This window comes from Paenibacillus physcomitrellae (assembly GCF_002240225.1).
In the GTDB taxonomy this organism is placed as follows: domain Bacteria; phylum Bacillota; class Bacilli; order Paenibacillales; family Paenibacillaceae; genus Fontibacillus; species Fontibacillus physcomitrellae.
Map to the genome: position 1 here is coordinate 4751210 of NZ_CP022584.1, position 20895 is coordinate 4772104.

Below are 20895 nucleotides of genomic sequence, written 5' to 3' on the forward strand. Positions count from 1 at the left end.
GATTCCTTAAATATGATGGTTAGAGAAAGGAAGTGCCCCGTATGAAAGAAGCTGCTTCGCCAACTATTGATTTATCAAGTATTCATTCTGCGGAGACTTCCAGCGAACTGCGTTTAGCCAGATGGAAAGAAGAGAACAAGCTGCTTCAGCTGTTCTCTTCGGTCCCCATCGAGGATTGGAACGAAAGCGTAAACCGGCTTCAGGATGAAGTGATGGTGCAAGCCATCTCGATCTGTGAGCGGGAATTAGCGGAGGCAGGTGCGGGAGTTCCTCCCGTCCCCTTCGCTTTTGTTCTGTTTGGCAGCGGTGGCCGCGAGGAACAAACGCCATGGAGTGACCAGGATAATGGTTTAATTTACGCCGATGGCGGAGGGGCCGCCGCCGATCAATATTTTGAACAATTTGGTCTGGTGTTGGCCAGAATTCTGGAGGAAACCGGCTACCCTCCCTGCAAAGGGAAGGTGATGGTATCCAATCCGATGTGGCGGTTGAGCTTATTCGGGTGGCATCAACAATTAGCGGACTGGAGAGAAGAACTCCGCTGGGAAGACGTGCGGTATCTAACGATTGCTTCCGATTTGCGTTGCATTGCCGGCGATCGTCAGCTGGCTGCTGAATGGCGCAGTGACTTTATGCAGCTGATGAGCAGTAATGAAGAGCTGGAGGCAGCTTTATTAGGAAATACGGTCAGGCATAAGGCTGCCTTAAATGTGTTGGGACAGGTCATCACGGAGCGTTTCGGCGAACACGCCGGCGAGTTTGACGTGAAATACGGGTTGTATATCCCGCTTGTTAACGGAATACGTTGTATAGCTTTATATTATGGGATCAACGAAACATCAACGCAGGACCGGATCCTGAAGTTACATGAGCTGGAGGCCTTCCCGAGGCCATGGATCGATGCGCTGCGGAGAGCTTTCACGAAATCGCTGAAATTCAGGTCGCTTACTAATCGCTATACGGAAGACGGCGTCCTGCAAGGGGATTCTTACTTAACCCAAGAAACACTCAAGCAGAAGGATGTATCCAGAGAGCTGAGGGAAAGTTTGCATACGGTCCGCCAGCTGTACCGGATGCTTCAAAGGCAGCATCGTTTTGCGGAAAGGAGGCTTCCATGAAAGAGCCGGAACAAACTCACGGTTTATGGAACGCCATTAAAAATAGAACTTTACCTTCTGCAATCGCGTCTAAATTCGGCACTGAAAGCGCCCAGCAGATTGCTTTTCTGCGGTCGCTGAATAAAGGTCTTCGAAGACCTGAGACGCTTCATATTCAGCTTAAAGAATTAAAGACAGCTGTATTCGATTTGGAAACGACAGGGTTTCATCCCAAGCAAGGGGATGAAATTCTGTCGTTTGGTGCCGTTAAAGTAGAAGGCGTTCAGGTTCAGCAGGATGAGACTCACCATGTGATCGCCAAAACCTCCAAACGGATTCCAGAAGAGATTGTGAACCTTACGGGTATTACCCAGGAAATGGCCGACCAGGCTCCGCCGCTGGTTGAAGCGCTGCACGGGTTTATGAGTTTTGTGGATGATCGGGTGTTAATCGCGCACTGCAGCGGCCATGACAAAGCTTTCTTAGACCTGGCCTTATGGAAAACATCAAAAAGCCATTTGGGGCACCGGGTACTGGATACGATGATGATTGCTCAACGCTTGCATTCGGACAGCCATATGGTCAGTCTTGATGAGTGGCTGAATTGGTACGGCATTCCGATTACCCGCCGGCATCATGCTCTGGAAGATGCCAAAATGACGGCGTATCTCTGGACGGCGCTGGTGGATCAATTGGGGGAGAGAGCTGTATATACGCTTGGCGATCTCTACGTTTTTCTAAGCCATTCTTAAAGTAATAAAGCGGGTTTCATTTCGAATGAATAAGCTAATTTGCGTGAAGCTTTATTAAAATATATCCTGCGTCTTCCCCTGATTGAACCCCGTACAGCGAGTGATTAGGGGGATTTTTGTGTTCAGTTGAAACAATCATATACACTTTGATCAGTTCTCCGAAGCTTTGCAGCTGTTTCAAGTCCTCCTGAGACGGCACGGGTGCGGAAACCGGATGACTGTGAACAATGCCTAACAGACGCGGGGACAAGCTGCTCGGGACCCAAACAGCTGGATCCAGTGAGAAGGCTCGTTCGGGTTGTGAGGAACGGTTGGCTGCGGGCCTAAATTCGGTGATCTGCCAGCTTTGGACGCTTCCAGCTGAGGGCTCGCCAAACAAAATTCCGCATCCTTCTAAAGGATGGCAGGCAGCCATATGCTGATGAATAGCCATTAGAATCTGTTCATTGAGCTCTATATTTATTTTCAATTGATGACCACTGCTTTCTGTTTTCATCGATCTTTCCGATTCCTTTCCGGCTATTATGGGGGGGCGTGTGTAATGTTTCTTCTTACGGTTGGGCACAATAAGACATAAATCTTGGTAATCTTACCGTAAAGGAACGATCGCATGAAGTCAAAAGCTTATGTTTACAAATCGATCTTGTTAGGACTGGCCGTAATGCTATTATGCAATGCGGTTTATTTAGGATATCCGGCTTTGACTGCTGACGCCAAGGCCGCCGGCAGTGAAGGTCGTGTTCAAATCGGAAAGCAGGCGCCGTTTTTTGAATTGAAAGGACTGGATGGACAAACCTATCGGATTGATGGAAAAAGAGATAAGCCGCTGCTGCTGAACTTTTGGGCTTCCTGGTGCGAGCCCTGCCGGCTGGAAGCGCCTGATCTGGTGAAGCTGGCGGAAAAATATAAAACGGAATTGGATGTTTACGGGGTGAACGTCACCGCTTATGATGACGAATCCAAGGTGAAGTCCTTTGTTGATGAATTCGGGATTCCTTTCCCTGTTCTGATGGATCGTAAAGAAGCCGTTTATTCAAAGTACCGTGGCCAGGCGTTCCCGACTCAGGTTCTTATCGACCGAAACGGAATTGTGCGGGAAATGATCATCGGGCTTCTCCCTCCGGAGGATCTGGAGGCTAAAGTCCGCAGTCTTCTGCTCGACAAGTAATAAGGGGAAAACAAAACCCGGAGCATCCTGATACAGGAGATTCCGGGTTTGCTGCATGATAATGCTGTTTAGAAGTTTATCCTCAAATCTTAAATCAATGATTGACGAGTCCGTGGTTTTGCTCCTCGGCGCCGAGGTCGGTTTCCTTAAAGGTTTCGCCGATCAGGGCGTAACGAATACTGTCGACGAGCGCTTCCCAACTGGCTTCGATCACGTTCTCGGACACCCCGACGGTGTTCCAGCTGCTGGAAAGATCCTTGGATTCAATCAGAACGCGTACTTTAGCGGCAGTTGCGTCTTTCTCGTCTAATACACGAACCTTATAGTCGGACAGATGCATTTCCTTAAGCCGCGGAAAATAAGTAACGAGCGCTTTGCGCAGGGCGTTATCGAGCGCGTTCACTGGTCCGTTACCTTCCGCCGCCGTATAGACGCTTGAGCCGCCTACATTAAGTTTGACGAAAGCTTCGGAAACAACGGGTTTTCCGGCTGTCTTCTCGACCAGCATTTTAAACGATTCGAATACAAATTTCTCTTCAATATCCCCATTAGCGCTGCGGAGCAGCATCTCCAGGGAAGCATCCGCGCCCTCAAAGGAATAACCTTGATGCTCAAGGTCTTTAATATGTTGAATAACCTCTTTCGTCTGATCGTTAGCAGGATCAAAGTCGATTCCCATCTCTTTAGCCTTGGAAACTACGTTGCTTTGACCCGCCAGCTCGGATACGAGAATCCGCTGCTTGTTGCCGACAAGTTCAGGCTGGATATGCTCATAAGTTTTGGAATCCCGCAAAATAGCGGAGACATGTATGCCGCCTTTATGAGCAAAAGCGGAGGTGCCCACGTAAGGCTGGTTGTTTGGCAAGTGAACATTCGCGATTTCGCTGATATAACGGGCCGTGTTGGTTAATTGACCAATCTGCTCGGCAGGTAACACTTCATATCCGAGCTTAAGCTGAAGATTCGGAATAACAGAGCAAAGATTGGCATTGCCGCAGCGTTCGCCGTATCCGTTGATCGTGCCCTGAATCTGAGTAGCTCCCGCCTGAACAGCACTTAGGGCATTGGCGACAGCAAGCTCGCAGTCGTTGTGGGTATGAATGCCAAGCTGCGCTGCTCCCAACTGGCTGCGGACATCCGTAACAATCGAATGGACCTCGCCAGGCATGCTTCCTCCGTTTGTATCACACATGACGAGCCAATCGGCTCCAGCGGCTGCGGCACTCTTCATCACGGCGAGGGCGTAGTCTTTATTATGTTTGTAGCCGTCGAAGAAATGTTCAGCATCAAAAATAACTTCAAGTCCACGCTGTTTGAGAAAAGCGATGGAATCGGCAATCATCGCCAGGTTCTCTTCCAGTGTCGTCTGAAGCGCGGTATGTACGTGGAAGTCCCACGATTTTCCGACCAGAGTTGCTGCTTGTACGCCGGATTCAATGATCCGGTTCAGATTGGCATCCAGATGAGCTTCGCTGTTCTTGCGGCGGGTGCTGCCGAAAGCGGTGACTTTAGCCTGCAAACGCAGCTCCTGGACGCGGCGGAAAAATTCAATGTCTTTGTTATTGCTGCCCGGAATGCCGCCTTCAATATAATGAACGCCCAATTGATCCAGCTTTCTGGCGATTTTCAGCTTGTCGTCGGCCGAGAGGCTGATTCCTTCCCCTTGTGTGCCGTCGCGCAGTGTAGTATCAAAGATAGAAAGAACCTTAGACATGAAGAGTCCCCCTTATGGAAGTGGATGATGAACAAGACATAGGTAAATTTGATATACTTATTATAAAATAATTCCACCGAAAAAACTTTATTGCTTTACTGTATCATGGTTTGTTAATTTTGTATAACTTGTTTTGGTTAGGGTCAGGAGGGAAACGGCGTGAACAATGGCTTGAACAATATAGAAAAATATTATCCCTCCAAAGGCAGGGTCATCCTTCACGTGGACATGAACGCCTTTTACTGCTCGGTCCATGAGGCTGAGGAGCCTGAGAAATATGCAGGCAAAGCTACGGCCGTGGCGGGAAGTGTGGAGAAACGCAAAGGGATCATCGTAACCTGCTCTTACGTAGCCAGAAAGCTTGGAGTAAAGACGGGCATGCTGGTCAGTCAGGCTTTGAAATTATGCCCTGATTTAATTGTACTACAACCGGATTTCCATCTGTACCGGAGGTACTCCAAAGCGTTTCAAAGCATAGCCTATTCCTATACCCCGCTGCTGCAGACGGCTTCAATTGATGAGTGTTATATGGATATAACCGGCTCCCGACAATTCGGCACCCCGCTGCAAATTGCAGAGGAGCTGCAGCAGCGCATTCGCGAGGAATTGGGTCTTCCGTGTTCGGTAGGAATCGCTCCTAACAAACTGCTGGCCAAGATGGGTTCCGATATGAAAAAGCCGAACGGGATCACAGTTCTAAGAATCCGTGACGTTCCAAATCTGCTGTGGGATAAACCTTGTGCTCAGTTGTTCGGCATCGGGAGCAGAACCGCAGAAAAGTTAAAGAAGCTGCACATCTACACGATCGGCCAGTTGGCGGCCGCAGAGGAAAGAAAGCTGCAGCAGCATTTTGGCGTTATGGGCTCATGGATGAAGCAGGCGGCAAATGGCATTGACCATACTCCAGTCCGTGAGGAGCAGGATAAAAATAAATCGGTCGGTCATACGACCACTCTTCCTTATGATATTACAGATATCAAAGACGTTGAACGGGTGATGCTGAACCTGGCGGATCAGGTATCCAGACGGATGCGCAGGCAGGGGTTGATGGCGCAGACCGTGCAGATCACCATCCGTACGCCGGATATGAAGACCATTACGAGATCACAGACCCTGCCAAGCGTCACGGAAACGGCTGAGGAAGTATATCATGAGGCCTGTAAGCTGTTCCAAAAGCATTGGAGGGACCATAAACCCGTGCGGCTGCTAGGAATCACACTTCAAAACCTGGTTCCGAAGGAGGAGTCGGCTATGCAACTGGATCTGTTCAGCTATGAGCAGCAGCCGAAGAAAGAGCAGCTGACCAAAGTGATGGATGAGCTGCGGGACAAATTTGGTGAAAGCGCGGTTCTGACGGCGGGTATGCTCGGCGATGACCCTTCGGCTCTGATCCGTAACCATAAAATCCGGGGCACTTCCTTGCAAACGGATTTTCTGAAAAATCAGGATCAGGATTGAAAAGGCAGCGCTTTCTGGAATGAATAGCCAATTCAATTGAAATTGTCAATTATTTATATTATATTTGAGTGGGGTGCTTGACTGCACTTTGGTCTTGTATTGTTTTTTAACAGGAGGCAGACAAATGGCAAAATATAGTTGGGTGGACAAAGACACTTGTATCGCTTGCGGCGCATGCGGCGCTACGGCACCGGACATTTTTGATTACGATGATGAAGGTTTGGCAGAAGTGATTTACCAAAGTGATGCTAACCGCGGCGTTACGGAAATTGAGGAAGGTTTATACGACGATCTTCAGGACGCCTGCGACGGCTGCCCTACAGATTCCATCAAAATTGCGGATGAACCCTTTAATAAAGAAGGCTAATACGCATGTCGTACATGCAGTTTAACTGCTGAAGAACATCTCTCGCTTTCGTGAGGGATGTTTTTTTATGGATTTTTAGATTTATTGATTTGTTGTTTCTGGAACAACGCGCTTATGACTGGTGCTTTCGTTGCATATCGATTTCCGGAACTTCGGCCGATAATAGAAATAGAAGGGGCCAGGGTTTGCGGCTTTTCTTGGCTAGGACAACAAATGACGGAGGTCGTGATGAATAATTCGGCATATTTGAAAGATTATGTACGGATGCATCCGGATAATCGTATGGCCTGGTATCTGCTGGGGAAGGAATACGAACAGAACGGTCAGGAAGGCAAAGCCAATTATTGTTACATACAAGCGGGAGATATTTACGAAGCTTTTGAATCTAGCAAGACACCCGACGAGGTGTGGAAGGAATACGCGGCAGAGCTGCTGGAAGCATCAAAGCAAAAAGAAAAAATCCGCATGCGCTGGCGGAAGGGGCTGGCAGCGGTCATGCTGCTTCTGCTGATCCTGCTCTCACCGCTGTGGACGGCAGCGCCTACCAACGGGAAGACTGCGGGCGGACAACCAGAGGGGCAGCAGGATCAAGTAGCCGCCGCTGCTCCTGCTGCTCCGGTCCAAACGGGAGACGGCCAGCAGGCTGCGCAAACCCTCCCTGGAAGGCCGATGTTTACGGCCGCGGCTGCAGGCACAGAGGCGGAGCGGGCACGCTCCTTGTCCGTATTGCTTGAACAAGGCAGCCAGCAAGGCCGTCCGCTGGCTATGCTTGGCATGGTCAGCCAGCAGGATTGGCTGCTGTGGAGCCGGGATATGCCACTGGAATACAGCATTGTTAAAGATACAGACTCGGGAAAAACCTCCATTCAGGCGTTAAACCCCGCTGACTGCGGCTGCAAGCCCCCAGAAGAGCTGAAGCTGAAAAGCCAGGCGGAGGAGTGGACCGGGGAGCAGGAACTGCTGGCCCTGCTGTCTACGGCGATGCAGGAGTTCAAGCAGGCTAATGGACGTTATCCGGAGAAAGCCAGTGAATTGAATCAGCCCTATCCGAACAACTGGATTGCCGGGGATACTCCCGGTCTGGAACCGGCCTTTCAAGCCGCGCTTGCGGGGCTGAAGTCACCCCGAGATCCGGGGAACGGAATTTCTGGAGGAGCAGCCGGATTAACTGCCGGACAAGCAGCCGGCAAGCCGGGAGAGCCTTTTTTCCGCCAGCCGCTTGAAATCAAGGTAGACAAAACCAAACATCTGCTGGCTCTGACCAGCGGGAACGTTATTCTTCGTACTTATAAAGTAGGTTTAGGAGGAGAGCGGACGCCGGAAGGGGTCTTCAAGATCACGGAAAAGGTCATTAACCCGAACGGGCACGATAACGGAGAGTTTGGAAGCCGGGGAATGGCCTTGTCGGGCGGGAATTATGCCATTCACGGGACTAATGAATCCGACAGCATCGGTAAGGACGAATCTTTGGGCTGTATACGTCTGGCCAAAGCCGATGTAGAGGAATTGTTTGATATGGTACCGAAGGGAATACAGGTAACAATTGGAAAGGGGATATTGCCCGATGTGAAGCCGGGAGCGAGCGAACGTTTCAAATTTCCCGACAGGCAGGACCAGACAAATCCCCGGAAGAACTATCACTGGCTGGACTAATCAAATAATAATCAAATATTGACCCAAATCAAAATAACCGCAAAAAAGATGATGATCACAGCAAGGATAGACCCGACCCAGATCAGCCCTTTTTTATTGACCTCTTCTTTCTTCTGCTGAAGGGACGGCGGTTTTCTTTTGGTGGACATAGAGAGCACTTCCTTCCATATATGTGGCTTCATCCCTGCGGTTAACGCGGGAAGGACAACTCTATTGTAATGGCTTTCATGGTATTTTTCCATGATAGGATCAGAGAGGCGGGAATTAAACCTAATAACTTTCCTTTTTGATCCGAAACCGCTAAACTGATAGTGGGGAAACATGTGTGTGCCGCAGGGCGCTGTTATAGAACGGAGTGAAGAGAAGTGCTTTATCGGAATTTTGGAAAACCGGTTTTCTTCAGACTTGATCCTGAGAAAGCCCACCATCTGGTGATCGGAGGATTACATAAGACCTCGGCCATGCCTGGAGGGATTGCCTTACTTAGATCTTTATTTGGCATAAAAGAAACCCCGGAGCTTTCGGTCGACCTGTTTGGACTGCATTTTCCTTCTCCGGTAGGACTCGCCGCGGGGCTTGATAAAAATGCGGAAGCCGTTGAAGGTTTCTCTTCCATCGGTTTCGGCTTTATGGAGGTAGGCACAGTAACGCCAAAAGGCCAGCTAGGCAACGAACAGCCCCGGCTGTTTCGACTGCCTCCCGACGAAGCGCTTATTAACCGGATGGGGTTCAATAATTACGGAGCCGAGGCGATGGCAGCCCAATTGGCGGCTTTGAAGAGCCGGCCGATTCCCATTGCTGTGAATATTGGCAAAAATAAAACAACATCAAACGAAGAAGCGTATACTGATTATAAGAGCTGCATTCAGGCCTTGTATCCGGAGGCTGATTTTTTTGTCGTGAACATCAGTTCACCGAATACGCCTGACCTTCGCAACTTGCAGCATGGCAGCGAGCTTTCGGGGTTGCTGGAGCAGGTCGTCGGCGAAATGCAGACCCAAAATGCCTGGCACGGAGGTTCGAAAGCGGTGCTCGTTAAGATCGCACCCGACGTTACCGATGAAGAGCTTGAGTTTATGGTAGAGACGATCTCCGCGAGCGGCGTATCCGGTATTATTGCCACCAATACAACCCTCTCCCGTGAAGGGCTGCAGCATCCGCATGCCAAGGAAACGGGCGGTCTGAGCGGGAAGCCGCTCCAGGAGCGATCCACTGAGATCGTCAGCCGGATTTACCGGCAAACGGGCGGGAAGCTTCCGATTATCGGCTCCGGCGGTATTTTCAGCGGAGAGGACGCTTACCGGAAGATCCGGGCGGGCGCAAGCCTCATTGAAATTTATACAGCACTTATTTATGAAGGTCCGGAGATTAACCGCAGATTGCACCGTAGTTTACGGGAACTGATGCTGCGGGACGGATTTCAACATATTTCCGAAGCGGTGGGTGCTGACCACCGTTAACGGGCGGTATGGACAGGAGGAACAGACATGGACGGTAGAGACTGGGGAACCTTTCTCCTTCCCTATGAACAGACTGTGGAGGAACTGAAAGTTAAATTAAAAACCATGCGTTCGGAGCTTAAGAAACGGGAAGAATATGCACCAATCGAGTTTGTTACCGGCCGCGTGAAGAAGATTTCCAGCATTTTGGATAAAGCCAAGCGGCTGAACGTCTCGATGGAGGATTTGGAAACGGGCATTGAGGATATTGCCGGCATTCGGATCATGTGTCAATTCGTTGAGGATATCCGGCGCGTGGCCCAATATATTCGGAACCGTAAAGATTTGAAAGTGCTCTATGAGAAAGATTATATTACCAATTATAAGGAAAGCGGCTATCGCAGCTTCCATATGATCGTGGAATATCCGGTTCAGACTGCCTTCGGGCAGAAACCGGTGCTGGCCGAAATCCAGATTCGTACGCTTGCCATGAACTTCTGGGCGACCATCGAGCATTCGCTGAATTATAAATACCGGGACAGCCTGCCGGCGGATATGCGGCTTCGTTTGAAGAAGGCCGCTGAGGCTGCCTTTGTGCTGGATAATGAGATGTCGAGCATCCGGGAAGAAATATTAACCGCCCAGCGAAGCTTTGAAGACGACTCCAATTTGGTGTCTGATACGCTGAAGCTCATTCATCAGCTCTATTTCTATCATAAAATCAGCGAGGCGATTGACGCGCAGCGGAGATTTGACCAAATCTGGGAGCAGCGTGATCTCGCGGCCATGAAAGTGCTGCTGGACGAAGTGAAGCTTATCATTAAACAGGCCAAAAAAGATATCGATCCGGAGCTTGATGATGAAGTATGAGGAGCTGTATCTGGCCTATCTGATCTACTTCAACCGGGACCGGGATTATTTTGAATGCCATGAAGTGTTGGAAGAGCTTTGGCTGGCCCGGGGCAGTGATCCTTTATATAAAGGATTGCTGCAGGTTGCGGTCGGGCTGTTCCATTTTCGGGACGGCAATGTGGCGGGCAGTCTGAAAATGATGCGCTCCGCCGCTGCCAAACTGGCCGGTTATCCACCGGACAGTTTGGGCATTAAGCTGGGAAAGCTGCGCGATGAGCTTGAAGTTTATGTGAAGCGGCTCTCCGATTATCAAGAGCAGCCGTTTGATTATTATGATTTGACGATTGAAATCAGTGATCCTGAGCTGGCTAAGGCTGTGGAGCAGGCTTCGCCGCTGGTGAAAGCGAACGTGCCCTTACAGCTTAAGCGGCAGAGGGGTCCTAAACATGAACTGCGAGGAAAAGACCGTACCTAGAGGGGAACTCCGGGTACGGCATTTTTTCCTTGTGGGGGATTTTGAATCGGCAATCGATTTTGTCAGGTGAAAGGGTGTCACTATGAGCGTTACGCTTCCTCCACTTTTCTTGGAGCGAATGCAGACTTTACTCGGGGAAGAATACCCGGATTTTGCTGCTTCTTACGATCATCCCCGGTATGCGGGAATCAGAATCAATACGTTAAAAATCAGTCCGGAGGCATTTGCCAAGCTGACTCCTTTTGAGTTAAAGCCCGTACCCTGGTGCGAAACCGGCTACTATATCGAAGAAGGACGGAAGCCCGGCAAACATCCTTATTATCATGCGGGCCTTTATTATATTCAGGAGCCCAGTGCAATGGCTCCAGCAGAAGCGCTGGATGTACAGCCGGGAGACCGGGTGCTTGATCTGTGCGCCGCTCCTGGCGGGAAATCCACGCAAATTGCCGCCAGGCTTCAGGGCCAAGGTGTGCTGGTCACGAATGACGTCAGCGAACTGCGAACGAAAGCATTGGCTAAAAATATGGAGCTTTATGGCGTTAAGAATGCCATCGTGCTGAATGAAAGCCCGGAACGTATTCTCCAGGCGTTCCCCGGCTATTTCAACAAAATTCTGATCGACGCCCCCTGTTCGGGAGAAGGCATGTTCCGCAAGGATGAAGATATGGCCCGTCAATGGGAGAAGCACTCCGTCGAGGTTTGTTCTGTCATGCAGCGCGATATTTTGAAATCAGCAGCCGGTATGCTGGCACCGGGAGGAACGATCGTCTATTCAACCTGCACCTTTGCACCGGAAGAAGATGAGGCCCAGATTGCCGAATTTCTGACCCGGCACCCGGATTTTGAAGTGGTTCCCCTGCCCGCGGAATGGGGACTGGCTAAAGGCCGTCCTGATTGGCTGCACCCGCCTTATATGAACGAGGAGCAGGACGTCTACACGGATGAAGCTGCAGCGCAAACGGGAGATACCGGCCGGCTTTGGCCGCATCGCATTAAGGGTGAAGGCCACTTTGTGGCTGTTCTGCGGCATACGGGCCAACCAGTCCAGGCTCAGAATGCGGATCAGATACAAGCCCAGGATCAGGATCTGATTCAGGAAGATTCCTGGCTCCCGGTCAAACCAGTCGAACCCGCCAAGTTATCGAACCCGGCCAAGCCGGTCCAATCAGGCAAGTCCAAAACGGGTAAAACGGATAAAGGCAAAGGCCGCGGCAAACGGCAGGAGTCCGGAGCCGCTGGCGTCATGCTGAACCAGGAGGAGCTGCTGGCCGCCTGGCGCCAGTTCGCCGGGCAAAACTTATCGGATAAGGCCGGAACGGCCGGTTATCCCGTTTTTTTCGGAACAAATCTTTATCTGTCACCGCTGGATCCGTATCGGCTAAACGGATTAAAAACCGTGAGACCCGGCTGGTATGTCGGTTCGGCCAAGAACGGCCGATTTGTGCCCGGACAGCCTCTAGCCGCGGCGTTACGTCCGGAGGAAAGCCTCAGAAGTGTCCGGTTATCTCTGGAGGATGGGGAAGCCGTCCGTTACTTGAAAGGGGAAACGCTGCAGGTTTCAGAGGATCGTTTAAACTGCCTGAATGACAGCCAGCCGAAGGGATACGTTCTGGTTGGGATCGGCGATTATTCGCTGGGCTGGGCCAAATGGCAGGATGGGATGCTCAAGAACGAATATCCTGCTGGCTGGAGGTGGACTTAATATGGAAAAAGGAAAAAAGACAATCAGACTGGATAAAATGCTGGGCCATATCGGCGTTGCCTCCCGTGCGGAGATTAAGAAGATGGTTAAGCAGGGGCGGATCACCGTTGATGGTGTAAAGGTCAAAGACAGCGGCCTGCAGGTGAATCCGGAAGAAAGCAGGGTCGAGGTCGACGGGGAGACGGTTCTATACCGCAAATATGTCTACCTGATGCTGCATAAGCCTGCGGGTGTGGTATCGGCAACAGAAGACAATCGGGATAAAACGGTGATCGATCTGCTGCCGGAAGAATACCGTGCGTTCTCGCCGTTCCCGGTCGGCAGGCTGGACAAGGATACGGAAGGACTGCTGCTGCTGACTAATGACGGAGCACTTTCGCATGAGCTGCTCTCTCCCCGGAAGCACGTTCCCAAAACCTATGAGGCTGACGTAGCTGGTGAAATTGGCGACAGCCACAAACAGCGCTTTGCGGCGGGCGTAGAACTGGATGACGGCTACCTGACCAAACCTGCCGAGCTCCAAGTGCTGGAGTATTATGAGAAGGACGGACAAAGCTGCAGCCGAATTTCATTGACCATTGTGGAAGGGAAGTTTCATCAGGTCAAACGGATGTTTGAAGCGGTAGGCTCCAAAGTACATTATTTGAAAAGAGTCAGCATGGGGACGCTGATGCTCGATCCTGATCTGCCTATAGGGGCGTTTCGTGCATTAACGGAGGAAGAATTGAACCGGCTGCAGAATATTCATCAGAAATAGAAGTCAGAAATAAAAGTTAGAAAGAGAAATCAGAAATAGATAAGGAGTGAAAAGATGAATTACCAACTGATTGCGCTTGACGTAGACGGCACACTGCTGACGGATGATCATAAACTGACAGACGAGACAGCGGAGGTGATTCGGGCTGTGGCCGCGACGGGCGTTGAAATCGTCCTTTGCACAGGCCGTGCGCCGCAAAGCTCTATCCCTTACATGCAGTCTCTGGGCCTGGAAGGCTCCATTATCACGCACAACGGAGCTGCTACCGTAGGGGTGAAAGGGGACACTTACACGGTTATCCACGAGTTTCCGCTTGATTTGAACGGACTGCAGCCCTATTTCGATTATTGCCGGGAGAATGGTGTCCACTTTGATGTGAATACAACCTTCAAGCTGTATGTTCCGGGAGCAGATCAGCTGGAACAGGACGTGCTGGATATGTACCGGCAGTTTCTGATTACGCCCAAGAACCTGCCGCCTTTGAGCGAGTTTACTGAGCCCGTCGTTAAAGTTACAGCAGCGGGCAGCAAAGAATTTATGGATAAAGTCGAGGCGGACTGGAGCTTGTGGGAACAGCCGTTTAATATGCTGCGCAGCGGCGATTATTTCGTGGATCTTATGCACAAGCAGTCCTCTAAGGGAGCGGCCTTGCAGCAGTTAGCGGAGAAGAGAGGGATTGCCCGCGAGAATATTATGGCTATTGGCAATTACTATAATGACCTTTCGATGCTGACTTACGCTGGGCTTGGCATTGCCATGGACAATTCACCGCTGGAGGTTAAAGCGGCAGCGGATGACGTAACCGTGTCCAATAATGAGGATGGCGTCAAAGCCGCACTGGAGAAATATTGTCTGAACAAGGCGGTTCTTTAAACATAAGAAAAAGAAAAAAAGCAAAGAGACCTCGATCATACGGATCGGTCTCTTTGCTTTTTTGTATACCTGTAGCGGGGTTCAAGTTAACCCAGCAGAAAGGTAACCGTTAAATGAGGAAAGTTCTCGAAATAATAACCAGCAAAATGAACAAAACCAGAATTGCGCCTGTCGAAGTCCAGCCTCCGCCATAGACAGCACCCATAGTTAATTCCTCCCTTTAGGTGATTCCGCCTGATTGCTGCGGTATGGGATATTGTATGAAGCGGGGGATAAATAGGAAGGGCGAAAGCCCGGAAGTGTGTCATTTATTTATTTTCTTCTTATTTGCCGGTCTGTCTCAAGCCTTTGGGATAATGATTTTTGAGCTGACCGCCGCTGCATTTGCCAAACCCGATCGGGAAGCCGTCTATCATAACAAGTGTCCAGCCTTGTAAGGACGGTTCAACGGCCAAAACCTCACCGCGCAGATAGGCCGCAATCTCGGCGGAATCTGCAGCGAAATCGACGGAGCTGACCGCTTGTTCACGGGATAAGGCAAGCGCCAGAGCATGGTCGGGTTCAAAGCGGCCCTTTCGGGAGACGCCCAGCCGGAGACCTGCCCGCGGGATTTTTAAGCCTTTCAGGAGGTCCGGCGTGAGCTGCAGTTCCTTGCCCCGGGGAAGCAGGTACAGAGCTTCGCCAAATGCTACCAGCCTGTCCTCATCGACTCGAAAACCGGTGGTCTGCTCCTTGAGCCAGCTCAGACAAGTTTGAACGGCTTGCATTTCTTCGTTTCCTTTGACAGCAGTCCCTTTAACTCTGGCACTGCGGGAGGATTTTGAGGATTTGCCGGGAAAGCTTGTGCTGTTTAGGTTGCCTGGGCTGTTATCCGAAAATGGCTGGTCCCCCGGATCGGTGTCAGCACGGCGGAGCAGCGCGACATAATGGCCTTCGCCAGCCTGCTGGTGCGGCCAGATTCTTTTCTCCTCCAGCAGTTCCATGAACGGGTATTGAGCCAGGAGCCAGCGCATGTTCTCCTCATTCTCGGACCGGTTGAACGTGCAGGTAGAATATGCCATCGTTCCGCCGGGCTTCAGCATTTTGACGGCATCGTGCAGAATGTCTCTTTGTCTGGCGGCACAAAGCTCTACCGCTTCGGGCGACCATTCCTCCACAGCTCGTTCATCCTTGCGGAACATGCCCTCACCCGAGCAGGGCGCATCCAGCATAATCCGGTCGAAGGCCAAGGGGAAACGGGCGGAAAGCTGATCCGGCGAAGCATTGGTGACAAGGGCGTTCTGGACGCCCATCCGTTCTATATTTTCGGCTAATATTTTAGCGCGGGCGGGATGAATTTCGTTGGAGACGAGCAATCCTTCTCCCTGCATTTTGGCCGCAATCTGTGTAGATTTGCCGCCAGGCGCCGCAGCCAGATCGAGCACGGTTTCCCCGGGTTTCGGATCAAGCAGTTCGACGGCTGACATAGCGGAAGGCTCTTGAATATAATAGAGACCGGCAGCATGGTAAGGATGTTTACCTGGCCGTTTATCCTCAGGATAATAGAATCCGTCCGGACACCAGGAGACAGGCTTCAGACCGAATATTTGGTGAAGCGCTCTCATCATGGGGGAATCGTTTGTAACTTTCAGCGTGTTGACGCGCAGGCCGTAAAGACGTTCCGCCGAATAGCTGCTGAGAAACGTCTCGGCTTCCGTGGCCCCAAGCATTTGGATCATTTGATCCCGATAGGCGGTAGGCAGAGGTACAGATGGCATGAAACAACAGTTCCTTTCACTAAAACTTCTGGCTTTGATCAATAAATTTAATCTCTCAGAAGTTTAACATAACGGGGCCTCATCTCAAAAGAGGGAATGACGTCTGGTTCCCGGCATGGCATAATGAAAGTAGAACACGAACACGAGGTTAAACGACTGAACCTGACCGATTACTTAATTAGGAAGTGAAAGGGGGACTATCCCTTGAAGCTGCTGCAAGCCTTGTTTTTTCCCCCGGAGCAACCGGGCGGTGTCTCCTCGATGATTCCTTATCTGCAGGAGCGTTTTACGCCTCCTCGATGGGAGATGGATTTGTTCTCCATTCCGAAACGCGTCCGCATGAAGGGCAGCGGGGAGGTTGCGTTTCAAACCTTCGACTGGAAGGAATACGCTTCGAGTCCGATTGTGCAGAAATATGTCCAGACCTATTTGGATTATGTGTGGTGGACCAAGCTGCGGATCGATAAATCATACGATGTCATTCATTCCCATCATCCGATTGTCGGTATGGCGATGAAAGACGTATTTCCAGATGTTCCCGTCATCCAGACCGTACACTCCAGTTATGAGCGGGAGCTGATCCTGAACGGACGGATTCAGGAGAACGGTCTCGAACATCGTTTTCTTGTCTCCCTTTACCGGGAACTGGAGCAACGCACAGACCGCCTCTTGACGGTGTCCCATTCTTTCCGCAATTATTTGGCTCCATATGTCGATAGACCTCAGGACATTACCGTAATTCCAAACGGTTATGATGAGAAGCGCTTTAAACCGGTAGCCCACGAAAATGAAGTGGCCCAGCTCGTCACCGTCTGCCGCCTTGTTCCGGCAAAAGGACTGGATATTTTGCTTCGCGCCTGCGCCGAATTGAAACAGAAAGGCCTTCCTTTTGTGCTGCATCTCATAGGGGATGGTCCGAGCCGGACAGAGTTAGAGAATATGGCCCAATCGCTGGGGATTTATGAGGAAACGATCTTCTATGGATACACGCTGCATCCGGAGGAGTTTATGCCTTTCTTTGATATCTTTGTTCTGCCATCCCGTGCAGAGGCCTTCGGCTCGGTATTTGCGGAAGCGGCATTGTGCTGTCTGGCGCTGGTGGGCAGTGAAGTCGGCGGCATTCCGGAGCAAATTGAGAATGGAGTCAACGGACTGCTGGTTCCTCCGGAGGATCCTGCCTCTTTGGCGCTTGCGCTGGAACAGCTGATCAATGATCCGGATTACCGCTACACTTTGGCCAGAGCTGCTTCCGAGCGGGCCAAATCCAAATATTCGCTTAACCGGGCCGTGCATGAACTGAAGAAGATGTATCTGGAAGTTAAGCCAGGCTAATGACTGTACTCTTAATATTATTGAAAAAAGCGAAGCCGGTCTGCCCGGTTGAACTGCCGTGCAGTCCAACTCGTGCGGCCGGCTTTTTTTTGCTGAAGACGGTCCTTAATCCATCATCCATAATACTTAACGTTTAGCCGTTATACGAGGACTGCGGTACAGCACCAGCATAGCGGCCCAAAACAGGCTGAAGACACCGAATACGGGGTACAGCACTGAAAGCAGCGAACTAAAGCCGATCTGGCTGGTCAAATAGCAGAAGCAGAGGATAATCAGCGAAAGCCAGCGTTCCGGTATATTCCACATCGTTCGGATCTGCAGGGAGACCCCGTAAATGTCAGCCACAAACGTACTGAAGATTTCCAGAAAAATAAGAAGCACATACACGAGCTGGACAGCTGTTCCGAGCTGTACGGCAATGGTGCCCATCGGAATCTCGAACTGGACAATGCCGGGCATGTGGGCGGAGAGAGCAAAATGTCCGGCCATCAGCATAAACCCGATGCCTAAGCCGCCAAGAATGCCGCCCCAGACAATCACTTTGCGTTGTTTGATTTGGCTGCCGATCGGAACAAGCACCGCTTGAGCCATGGAGAGATTAAAAGCGCTGTAAATAAACGGGGAGGCCCACGTTTGCAATGGGCTGCTGTCCGTTTCAAGACTTAAGAACCGCTGGGCACCGGGAGTGCCGACCGTAGCGCTGATAATGATGATAGATAACGTAATCATCAGCGGGACAACAATGGAGTTCAGCTGAAGAATTGCGTTCATGCCTTTGCCCAGCAGCAAGAAAGTGCCGATCAAGGTAATCCATAAGCCAAGCTGATAGGAAAGCCCCAAATGCTCCATAAACACGGAACCGGCCCCGGCCAGCATCACGCTGTTGACGCCCAGCAGCACGATAAGCGTAAACAGGCTGATCCACCAGCCTATTCTTCGTCCAAAGAGTTTACGGTTAAGATCCTCGTAAGAACTTGCGCCAATATCGTGGGCGAGCAGCATCATTTTGGTGCCCAGCCAGACGAACAATAGAGTAGCCACCATGATGGTGATGACTCCCCATTTACCGTATTGCGTAAAGAACTGCAAAATTTCCCGGCCGGTTGCAAAACCTGCACCGACGATCGTGCCGATATAAGTAAAAGCAACTTGCAAAACTTTGGCGGCGTTCCTCATGGTTGTTCCTCCTCGAAAAGGACTGGCCGTTTCATGGCACAGGCATGCACGTTTAGTACAAGTTATGTTCCAGCAGGGCTGGACATGACTTCTGCCTGTCCTTTTTGCAAAGCGAATTCAAAAAGGATTAAAATGACTTAGGGTTCTCCACATAGAAAGAGAGGGATTTCCATTGAGCAGTATTATGTCCTATATAGCCCAGTACGGGTATCTTGCAATGTTTGGGCTGCTCGCACTGGGGTTTATGGGAATTCCGGTTCCGGATGAAACGCTGGTCATCATGTTTGGAGGTTTAACGGCAGAAGGACATTTCCAATTCGGGGCAGCGCTTGCGGCCACTTTTCTGGGCAGTATGACCGGCATGTTGTTTAGCTACGGATTGGGGCGCGGAATTGGCAAACCGCTGCTGGATAAGTACGGGAAGTGGATCATGATCACCCCGAAACGGCTTGCCGCCACGGAAAAATGGTTTGCCAAATATGGCAGCTGGAGCGTGCTGCTTGGCTATTTTGTTCCGGGTTTAAGACAGGTAACCTCGTATCTCGCCGGCGTGTACCGCCTGAGCCTCAAGCTTTATTTGATCTATGCCGGTGTGGGGGCAGCCATCTGGTGTACCGTATTTATCTACATTGGTCATACGTTCGGCAAACATTGGCGCAGGGTTGCTTATTTTGTCCATTTGCATGTCTGGAGAATTACGCTGGCAGTGATTGTTTTTCTCGTTGTTGCCTGGATTCTTCACATGCTCTGGAAGAGAAAGAACAGGGAAACGTAAGGAACGCGGAAAAGCTGAAAATTATAGGTTGCTGGCGGCTTTGCATTATGGTATTTTACAGAAAAGCATCGGCTTAGAAGTAGGAGGAAATTAAATGGAACTATTGAAACAGAAAATATTGGAGCAGGGCGTTGTGGTTTCAGATCAGGTTTTGCTGCTGGATGCGATCCTAAATGAGCAGGTGGATCCTGAGCTGACAATGGAAATGGGCCGAGCCTTTGCCGCTATATTTAAAGAAGAGGGCATTACCCGTGTGGTTACCGTGGAATCCTCCGGTATCGCCGTTGCTTTTGCTACTGCTTATGAGCTTGGAGTGCCGCTGGTGTTTGCACGCCGGAAGAAGACGCTGCTTGCTGATCCGGATTCATATGTGGAGCGCGTGCCTTCTTTTACCAAAGGGATTGTGACGGATCTGGTGCTGTCGCGTAAATTCCTGAATGCAGAGGATCGGGTGCTGTTCGTGGACGATATTATTGCCAATGGTGATGCTGCCAAAGGAATGATCAAAATTATTGAACGTTCGGGAGCCAGCTTGTCGGGGGTAGGGATAGTCATGGAAAAATGCTTCCAGCAGGGCGCCAAATCCTTGCGCGAGCAGGGAATCCGCGTTGAATCGCTGGCCAAAATCGCCTCTTTGGAAGGCGGAACCGTCAAATTTGCCGAATAGTCCTCAAATCGATCTGAACTAGGCTGAAGACCAATTTTTGCTTCGTTCTTTGCAGGTCAGGCTTTTTTCGATATAATAAGAAGTAGCTAGAGAGGGGAGGCAATAACAATGGGGAAAGAACCAAATGCCGAGTTTTTTATTGAAAAGCTGCAAGCCGCCAAAGTTACGTTCGAAAGAGCGTTGGATTGTAAACATACCGAATTCGATGATCTTTATCCCTATATGCTGGAACATCCTCAGTTCTTCTGGTACAAACGTTATGTGGGCTGGTCGGAGCTGTTAACCATCGCAGGCCTCTGCGAAGAGCTGTCCTTCCCATGGAGAGACTTATTTACCCCGCAGCAAGTAGGGTATATCGAGCAGAGAGTCATGTCTGCCAAGGTGCTGGACTTCTGGTTTGAGACCAACGATACCAAAGAGCATGCGCAGGCAGATCAGAAATAAGAAAATGTCGGTTTAGGCAAGGGCATTTATTGAATTTTATACAAAGACCTAAATGGCATTCCATTTAGGTCTTTTTTTGCGGAAGAGCGGCTGGAGCCTAGGCTGCGGACTTTGTAGTTTACGAACCATTCACTAAGTTTTAAACAAGAGGAGGGAATGAAATGATCAGCGATGAGCAATTAAACGCCTACCGGCTGTCCGGAGAACGGATTCGTGTCGTTCGGGATGCACTGGAGAGCAACGATGTTAACGGCATCGTAGTGGCTTGGGATGCCACCCATGTCATGGTCCGCAAGCGGAACCGGAAGATCGTCAAACTGGACCGCAGCTATAGCTACCGGCCGTTTGAGGAGCCGAGAGAAGCCGAAGCTGGCGACGGCGAAGGCAGCAACGAATAAAACTTCAAATGCTTCGCATGACTTGAACAGGACAAGCCT

At 50.5% G+C, this 20895-nt stretch carries 23 protein-coding genes; 17 read left to right on the forward strand and 6 right to left on the reverse strand.

Features of this window, described 5'->3' with window-relative positions:
- The first annotated feature begins 41 nt into the window (after positions 1–41).
- Entirely contained in the window at positions 42–1118 is a 1077-nt protein-coding gene (locus CBE73_RS21465; protein WP_094095982.1) for a DUF294 nucleotidyltransferase-like domain-containing protein, read from the forward strand.
- Positions 1115–1849, forward strand: coding sequence for an exonuclease domain-containing protein (locus CBE73_RS21470; protein ID WP_094095983.1), 735 nt, complete (start codon positions 1115–1117; stop codon positions 1847–1849). Before CBE73_RS21465 ends, CBE73_RS21470 begins: the two co-directional genes overlap by 4 nt.
- Positions 1850–1883: 34 nt before the next feature.
- Here CBE73_RS21470 and CBE73_RS21475 read toward each other — a convergent pair whose 3' ends face one another.
- Positions 1884–2345: a M67 family metallopeptidase gene (locus CBE73_RS21475; RefSeq protein ID WP_094095984.1), complete on the reverse strand. Its 462-nt coding sequence runs from the start codon at positions 2343–2345 to the stop codon at positions 1884–1886.
- Between the two features lie 114 nt (positions 2346–2459).
- Here CBE73_RS21475 and CBE73_RS21480 point away from each other — a divergent pair, with 114 nt between their 5' ends.
- Positions 2460–3017 (forward strand): TlpA family protein disulfide reductase, encoded by a 558-nt coding sequence (locus CBE73_RS21480; protein WP_094095985.1) that lies wholly within the window; start codon positions 2460–2462, stop codon positions 3015–3017.
- Positions 3018–3111: 94 nt separating this feature from the next.
- Here the strand turns inward: CBE73_RS21480 and cimA are convergent, their stop codons facing one another.
- Positions 3112–4731: a citramalate synthase gene (cimA, locus tag CBE73_RS21485; protein ID WP_094095986.1), complete on the reverse strand. Its 1620-nt coding sequence runs from the start codon at positions 4729–4731 to the stop codon at positions 3112–3114.
- Positions 4732–4890: 159 nt separating this feature from the next.
- Here cimA and CBE73_RS21490 point away from each other — a divergent pair, with 159 nt between their 5' ends.
- The 3 genes from CBE73_RS21490 (at position 4891) to CBE73_RS21500 (ending at position 8209) form a co-directional block, all read left to right on the forward strand.
- On the forward strand, positions 4891–6189 hold the full coding sequence (locus CBE73_RS21490) for a DNA polymerase IV (protein WP_373286389.1): 1299 nt from the start codon (positions 4891–4893) through the stop codon (positions 6187–6189).
- Positions 6190–6313: 124 nt separating this feature from the next.
- Positions 6314–6556: a ferredoxin gene (locus CBE73_RS21495; protein WP_094095987.1), complete on the forward strand. Its 243-nt coding sequence runs from the start codon at positions 6314–6316 to the stop codon at positions 6554–6556.
- A gap of 228 nt (positions 6557–6784) precedes the next feature.
- The gene (locus CBE73_RS21500) at positions 6785–8209 is read left to right on the forward strand and encodes a L,D-transpeptidase (RefSeq protein WP_094095988.1); all 1425 of its coding nucleotides are present in this window, start codon (positions 6785–6787) and stop codon (positions 8207–8209) included.
- Positions 8210–8220: 11 nt separating this feature from the next.
- Here CBE73_RS21500 and CBE73_RS22255 read toward each other — a convergent pair whose 3' ends face one another.
- A complete protein-coding gene (locus CBE73_RS22255; protein ID WP_174704789.1) occupies positions 8221–8358 on the reverse strand; it encodes a hypothetical protein in 138 nt (45 codons plus the stop codon).
- A 216-nt stretch (positions 8359–8574) separates the two neighbouring features.
- On the opposite strand from CBE73_RS22255, the gene CBE73_RS21505 reads away from it, so the two are divergent.
- From CBE73_RS21505 to CBE73_RS21530, 6 genes are all read left to right on the forward strand, one after another.
- The gene (locus CBE73_RS21505; RefSeq protein WP_094095989.1) at positions 8575–9669 is read left to right on the forward strand and encodes a quinone-dependent dihydroorotate dehydrogenase; all 1095 of its coding nucleotides are present in this window, start codon (positions 8575–8577) and stop codon (positions 9667–9669) included.
- A gap of 27 nt (positions 9670–9696) precedes the next feature.
- Entirely contained in the window at positions 9697–10518 is an 822-nt protein-coding gene (gene yjbM / locus CBE73_RS21510; RefSeq protein ID WP_094095990.1) for a GTP diphosphokinase, read from the forward strand.
- On the forward strand, positions 10505–10975 hold the full coding sequence (locus CBE73_RS21515; protein ID WP_342351906.1) for a DUF309 domain-containing protein: 471 nt from the start codon (positions 10505–10507) through the stop codon (positions 10973–10975). The genes yjbM and CBE73_RS21515 overlap by 14 nt, the downstream gene beginning before the upstream one ends.
- Before the next feature lie 82 nt (positions 10976–11057).
- Positions 11058–12677: an RsmB/NOP family class I SAM-dependent RNA methyltransferase gene (locus CBE73_RS21520; RefSeq protein WP_094095992.1), complete on the forward strand. Its 1620-nt coding sequence runs from the start codon at positions 11058–11060 to the stop codon at positions 12675–12677.
- Position 12678: 1 nt separating this feature from the next.
- A complete protein-coding gene (locus CBE73_RS21525) occupies positions 12679–13434 on the forward strand; it encodes a pseudouridine synthase (protein ID WP_094095993.1) in 756 nt (251 codons plus the stop codon).
- 54 nt (positions 13435–13488) lie between these two features.
- Positions 13489–14307: a Cof-type HAD-IIB family hydrolase gene (locus CBE73_RS21530; protein ID WP_094095994.1), complete on the forward strand. Its 819-nt coding sequence runs from the start codon at positions 13489–13491 to the stop codon at positions 14305–14307.
- A gap of 109 nt (positions 14308–14416) precedes the next feature.
- On the opposite strand, the gene CBE73_RS22295 is transcribed toward CBE73_RS21530, so the two are convergent.
- Both CBE73_RS22295 and CBE73_RS21535 read right to left on the reverse strand, forming a co-directional pair.
- Positions 14417–14512 (reverse strand): dihydroorotate dehydrogenase, encoded by a 96-nt coding sequence (locus CBE73_RS22295; RefSeq protein WP_188793281.1) that lies wholly within the window; start codon positions 14510–14512, stop codon positions 14417–14419.
- Positions 14513–14630: 118 nt separating this feature from the next.
- Positions 14631–16064 (reverse strand): RsmF rRNA methyltransferase first C-terminal domain-containing protein, encoded by a 1434-nt coding sequence (locus CBE73_RS21535; RefSeq protein WP_094095995.1) that lies wholly within the window; start codon positions 16062–16064, stop codon positions 14631–14633.
- A 204-nt stretch (positions 16065–16268) separates the two neighbouring features.
- Here CBE73_RS21535 and CBE73_RS21540 point away from each other — a divergent pair, with 204 nt between their 5' ends.
- Positions 16269–17396 (forward strand): glycosyltransferase family 4 protein, encoded by a 1128-nt coding sequence (locus CBE73_RS21540; protein WP_094095996.1) that lies wholly within the window; start codon positions 16269–16271, stop codon positions 17394–17396.
- A 126-nt stretch (positions 17397–17522) separates the two neighbouring features.
- Here the strand turns inward: CBE73_RS21540 and CBE73_RS21545 are convergent, their stop codons facing one another.
- Positions 17523–18572: a YkvI family membrane protein gene (locus CBE73_RS21545; protein WP_094095997.1), complete on the reverse strand. Its 1050-nt coding sequence runs from the start codon at positions 18570–18572 to the stop codon at positions 17523–17525.
- A gap of 172 nt (positions 18573–18744) precedes the next feature.
- On the opposite strand from CBE73_RS21545, the gene CBE73_RS21550 reads away from it, so the two are divergent.
- From CBE73_RS21550 to CBE73_RS21565, 4 genes are all read left to right on the forward strand, one after another.
- Positions 18745–19347: a DedA family protein gene (locus CBE73_RS21550; RefSeq protein ID WP_094095998.1), complete on the forward strand. Its 603-nt coding sequence runs from the start codon at positions 18745–18747 to the stop codon at positions 19345–19347.
- A gap of 94 nt (positions 19348–19441) precedes the next feature.
- On the forward strand, positions 19442–20014 hold the full coding sequence (locus CBE73_RS21555; protein ID WP_094095999.1) for a xanthine phosphoribosyltransferase: 573 nt from the start codon (positions 19442–19444) through the stop codon (positions 20012–20014).
- 108 nt (positions 20015–20122) lie between these two features.
- The gene (locus tag CBE73_RS21560) at positions 20123–20458 is read left to right on the forward strand and encodes a hypothetical protein (RefSeq protein ID WP_094096000.1); all 336 of its coding nucleotides are present in this window, start codon (positions 20123–20125) and stop codon (positions 20456–20458) included.
- 161 nt (positions 20459–20619) lie between these two features.
- Entirely contained in the window at positions 20620–20856 is a 237-nt protein-coding gene (locus CBE73_RS21565; RefSeq protein ID WP_094096001.1) for a hypothetical protein, read from the forward strand.
- The last annotated feature ends 39 nt before the right edge of the window (positions 20857–20895 follow it).